At 68.6% G+C, this 4,671-nt stretch carries 6 protein-coding genes; 5 read left to right on the top strand and 1 reads right to left on the bottom strand.

The genetic code is table 11. The features are described from left to right. From KJ554_15025 to KJ554_15015, 3 genes are all read left to right on the top strand, one after another. On the top strand, nucleotides 1-586 hold a 586-nt coding region (locus KJ554_15025), incomplete at its 5' end, for a sortase (GenBank protein ID MBU0743644.1). A 172-nt stretch (nucleotides 587-758) separates the two neighbouring features. Continuing rightward, nucleotides 759-1,424 (top strand): hypothetical protein, encoded by a 666-nt coding sequence (locus tag KJ554_15020; GenBank protein ID MBU0743643.1) that lies wholly within the window; start codon nucleotides 759-761, stop codon nucleotides 1,422-1,424. 25 nt (nucleotides 1,425-1,449) lie between these two features. Beyond that, complete coding sequence (locus KJ554_15015) at nucleotides 1,450-2,064, top strand: hypothetical protein (GenBank protein MBU0743642.1); 615 nt, start codon at nucleotides 1,450-1,452, stop codon at nucleotides 2,062-2,064. A gap of 93 nt (nucleotides 2,065-2,157) precedes the next feature. Here KJ554_15015 and KJ554_15010 read toward each other — a convergent pair whose 3' ends face one another. Continuing rightward, the gene (locus tag KJ554_15010; protein ID MBU0743641.1) at nucleotides 2,158-3,111 is read right to left on the bottom strand and encodes a glycosyltransferase; all 954 of its coding nucleotides are present in this window, start codon (nucleotides 3,109-3,111) and stop codon (nucleotides 2,158-2,160) included. A gap of 104 nt (nucleotides 3,112-3,215) precedes the next feature. Between KJ554_15010 and KJ554_15005 the strand changes: the two genes are divergently transcribed. Both KJ554_15005 and KJ554_15000 read left to right on the top strand, forming a co-directional pair. Further along, the gene (locus KJ554_15005; protein ID MBU0743640.1) at nucleotides 3,216-3,557 is read left to right on the top strand and encodes a hypothetical protein; all 342 of its coding nucleotides are present in this window, start codon (nucleotides 3,216-3,218) and stop codon (nucleotides 3,555-3,557) included. Continuing rightward, nucleotides 3,554-4,671 (top strand): O-antigen ligase family protein (locus KJ554_15000; GenBank protein ID MBU0743639.1); only part of this gene is annotated, 1,118 nt, incomplete at its 3' end. The genes KJ554_15005 and KJ554_15000, both read left to right, overlap by 4 nt.

The following is a 4,671-nucleotide window of genomic DNA, read 5'->3' as shown; positions in this document are numbered from 1 at the left end:
GGGCGGGGGCGCGGGCGTGAGGCGCCGCGCCGGACAGCTCGCGGTCCTGTCTTTGGTCGTCCTTTGCCTGGGCGCCGGCCTGCTGGGCCGCGACGTCTACCTGCGGATCAAGGGGGCGCTCGCCGGACGCCTGGTGGAGCGCGCCCTGGCGGCCCATCTCGCCGACGGCGCGGGCCACAGACCGTGGGCGTGGGCCGACTTCGAGGCCGTCGCACGACTGGAGGCGCCGCGTCTCGGGGTGATGCGGCCGGTGCTGACCGGGGCGTCGGGAGAGAGCCTGGCCTTCGGGCTCGGGCACGTGGACGGAACCGCGTGGCCCGGCGCTCCCGGCAACCTGGTCCTCGTCGGACACCGCGACAGCTGGGCCTCCTTCATGGGCGATCTTCGCCGGGGGGACGCGCTGAGACTGGTTTATCACGGCGGCGCCGCGGTTTACGATGTCGTCAGGATCGAGGTGGTCCAGGCTTCCGAGGCCTGGTCCCTGGATCCGTCGGGTCCGGACCGGCTGACCCTGATCACCTGCCATCCGGTCGACGGCGTCGTGCCGACCCACGATCGTCACGTGATCACATGCAGCAGCCTATAACATCAAAATTCAAATATTAGGTGTTTCGCATATATTGACACAAGACCATTTCGCTCCTATATTGCCCCTCGTGATTCATTAATAAACCCTTGAGCTTCGATGCAAATCGAATCGACAGCGGCACCCGCAGGCCGCAACTGCGACAACAGGCCAAGTTGGAGGTGTCATCGTGATGAACAAGTTGACGGCTCATGTCCTCGCGACCGCAATCGCCCTGGTCGTTCTGGCGACGTCGGTCCTCGCCCAGAACCCGGCAATAGACTACATCGGTTATGCCTGGGAGACCGGTGGTCTTCTGCCCAGCGACGCGGGAGACGAGCTCATCGTGACGGCCGTCGCCACGGGCGCCGATCCGATCTTCCAGGTCGATTTCGGCGTCGACGAGTTGACCTTCTACATGTACGGCATGATCAGCGGCGGCGAGACGCCCATCGGCGGCGGCACCGTCATGATCAACTACAGCGGCGGCTACCTCGACATCTACCGCGACCCAGCCCAGAACGCCGACTGGGGCGTCGATCCGCCCAGCGCGGTTTCGCCCGGCACGTTCACCGACGGAGCGCTCGCCTTCCGCGGCGCGTTCATCAGCCTGACCTTCTTCTACGCGGCCGGCGGCAGCGGGGCCTACGAGGGCACCCTGAACGGACTGGACGGCGAGGTGCTGGACGACATCTGCGCGGACTGCGCCTACACCTGGGGCGGCAGCTTCACCCTGGACGCCGGCGCCCAGATCCCGGACGGCTACCACCTCCAGATGGACGGCGTGTTCGAACTCGACGGCTCCGTCTCCAACGAGACATCCACCTGGGGCGGCGTGAAGGCCCTGTACGGCAACTGAACCGATCAATACCGGAGGTACGATGATGAAAGCACGGTTAACGATTCTGCTGGCGGTTGCGATCATGGCGAGTCTGCCCTTCGCGGCCCAGGCCCAGCAGCTCTTCGATTTTCTCGGTCAGACAGGTCTGCCCGGCGGCGTCGGCGGCGCGCTGACCCTGCACGGCGTCGTGAACGATCCCGCGCCGGCGACCACGCCGATCCCGCTGGACTTCGACACCTACGAGTACACGCTCGTGGTGACGGGCCTCGTGCTCGACGTCGACGGCAACCCGCAGCAGTACTCGGGCGGCGCGATCGCCATCTACGAGGACGCGGCCACCGTGGCCGATTTCGCCGCTCCCGGCACCTTCACCGACGGCACGGCGGTGCTGACCGGCGTGGTCACCACGCTCGACCGCACGATGTTCACCGCGACGCTGGGCACGGTGTTCGGCTCCGTGGACTGGACGGGCGGCAGCATGGTGGGCCTGATCGGCCTGCAGGACCTGGTCGACTGGCCCTTCTTTTCGGGCGTCAACGCCCTGGCGAGCCAGGTCGCGCCCGGCTACGACGAGGCCTGGGACGGCAAGGTCGAGCCCCACGATCCCATCGTGGACAACGAGGGCATGGGCTGGGGAGAGTTGAAGAGACGGTTCTAGCGGGAACTGACCGTCTCGGCAGGGGAGGGGCCCGGAGAGATCCGGGCCTCTTCTCGTGCGCGTTCCGGGCTCGACGGCGAAGGCGCCGCGGTGTCAGCGCGAGGTCATCTTGAGATAGTGCGTCTTGACCAGTCCGAGCAATCCCGTCACCGACTTGTGCCCGCGCATGGCTTCGCGGTAGCCGGCGGCCGCCTCGTCGAGCAGGCCCTCGCGGCGCAGGCCGTAGGCCAGGGCGATGCGCGCCTGGTTGATGCGGTCGTCCAGGTGCTTGCGGTCCTCTTCCGTCGTCGCCAGTGCGCGGTGCTTCTCGAGCATGCGGATCACCGACGACATCCGGCGCCAGCCGCGCCGCGTGACGCTGCCGCCGCGCCGGCGGTAGGAGAAGTGCACGCGGTCGACGAACGCGAAGACGGTCTGCGTCATGGCGACGCGCAGCCACATGTCGCGGTCGTCGGCGTTCTTTAGCGTCTCGTCGAAGGGACCGGCTCCGGCGAGTACGTCCTTCCTGACGACCACGCCGCAGGTGCCGATGAAGTTGGCGCGCAGCAGCTCGTGGTAGAGGCGCGGCCCTGACATCAGTCCCACCGCGGGATCGCCGGTGGCGACGAGGATCTTGCGGAATTCCCGGTAGTCGGCCAGGTAGTCGGGGTCGAGCACGGCGCCCTGCTCGTCGATGACCTGGCTGTTGGCGAAGACGAAGCCCACGTCGGGGTGCCTCGCCATGACCGCCAGCGAATCGGAGATCGCTCCCGGCGACATGAGATCGTCGGCGTCGAGGAGGGCGATGCAGTCGCCGCCGGCCGCCGCGACGCCCGTGTTGCGCGGGCGGGACGGCCCGCCCGAGGCCTCGCTGCGGAGGTAGCGCACGCGGTCGCGGTAGGATTCCATCAGGCGCGGCGTCTCGTCGGTGGAGCCGTCGTCCACCACCACGACCTCCAGGTCGGGATGGTCCTGGGCGAGGACGGAATCCAGCGTCTCCGGCAGGAAGCCGGCGGCGTTGTAGGTGGGTATGACGACGGTGACCTTGATGGCTCTCCTCCTGCGCATGAGTCTATCACGAAATTAGTCCGATATTTCTCTTTCGCTTCAATTATTTGCGACGATACGTCTATCATGGCGCCTGGCTATCCCCCCGAAACGGAGAGAAACCCATGCTGGATTTTCTGCGCGAGGCGCGCAGCCTGCTTTACCGGATCAGCGCCGTAGAGGTGATGGGCGTGCCCGTCGACTGGTTCTTCCACCTCGTCGGCGCGACCCTGATCGTGTTCTGCGCGTCGCGTCTGATGACGCTCGGGCGTGTCGTCCGGCTGACCTTGCTGCTGATGATCGCCAAGGAGGTCTTCGACATCTTCGCCAAGACGCGCGCGGAATACATCCGCCCCCCCACCCTCGATCTCGCCTTCGACATGACGGCGGGGTTGATCGGCATCGGACTCGGCTATTACCTGGCGAAGCGGTACCCGCGCGCCTTCGGCCGCCGGAGCGGATCGTGACCCGCGGCGGGCGCGTGGCGGCGGCGCTGGCCGCCCTGCTGTTCATCGTCGTGCTGGCCCACGCCCTGGCTGCGCCGGAGGTCGACGAGCGGCGCCTGTACCTGGCGCTGCTGGCCGCCGCGGCCCTGGCCTGGTTCACCCGCGCCGGTTCGCTGGTGTCGCTGGCCCTGCTGGTGCCGCTCGGGCCCGTCGTCGACTTCTTCTTCCTGACGCCCGGCCGCGGCATCTACGCCACCGAGGTCGTGCTGCTGGCCGCCCTGGCCGGCTGGCTGGCCAGCAGGGCCTCCGGGCGCGACAGGTCGCCCTGGCCGCGCCCGAACCTGCCGGTGCTGCTCTTCTGCAACTTCGGCGCCATCAGCCTGCTCGCCCTCGTAGCGGGGCACGCCGACCGGTTCGTGTTCTTCTCGGCCTACCGGATGGCGCGCGTGCTGCTGCTGGCCGCGTCGGTCGGATTCATGTTCCACGCCCTCGCGACGGAACCGGCGACGCGGCGACGCGCGGTACGGTACTGGACGGGGGCCACCCTGGCCGCGCTGGGGCTGCTCGGTCTCTTCGGGATCGTGGAGTACCTGCTGGCCGGACGCGGCGGCGCGTATTTCGAGCCGGGATCCTTCTATCGCAGCTCGGTGGGGCTGGCCGTGCACGTCGCCTTCTTCGCGCCGCTGTCCCTGAGCGTGTGGCTCGGCGCCTCGTCGCGGGAGTGGCGTCTGCTCGGCGCGGCGTCCTGGCTCGTCGCGCTGGTCTGTCTGCCCCTGACCGCCTCGCGCGGGGCCCTGGGCAGCGTGTTCGTGACCTCGGTGCTGGTGGTGCTGGCGACGGCGCGCCGCACCCGGGGCCGGGGCTGGCGCGGCATCGCCGCCGTCCTGCTCCTGTTGACGGCCGGCCTGACGCTGCTCGCAGCGCGGCCGGAACTGGCCGGAGAGGCCTTCGCCTACAAGTACCGCGCCTCGGTGGAGGGGGACTTCTTCTCCACGCGCGTGGACGAATGGCGCGAGGCGTGGGCCGCGATCAAGCGCTACCCAATCTTCGGCGAGGGGCCCGGCGCCTGGGCGCCCAGCATCCCTCTCGAGCTGGCGCGCCGGCACGGCCTGCCGGCCGCCCTGCTGGCGCTGGC

The organism is bacterium, assembly GCA_018814885.1.
GTDB lineage: Bacteria > Krumholzibacteriota > Krumholzibacteriia > LZORAL124-64-63 > LZORAL124-64-63 > JAHIYU01.
Note: the sequence above shows the minus strand (reverse complement) of the source record. Positions and strands in the feature narration are given on the sequence as shown.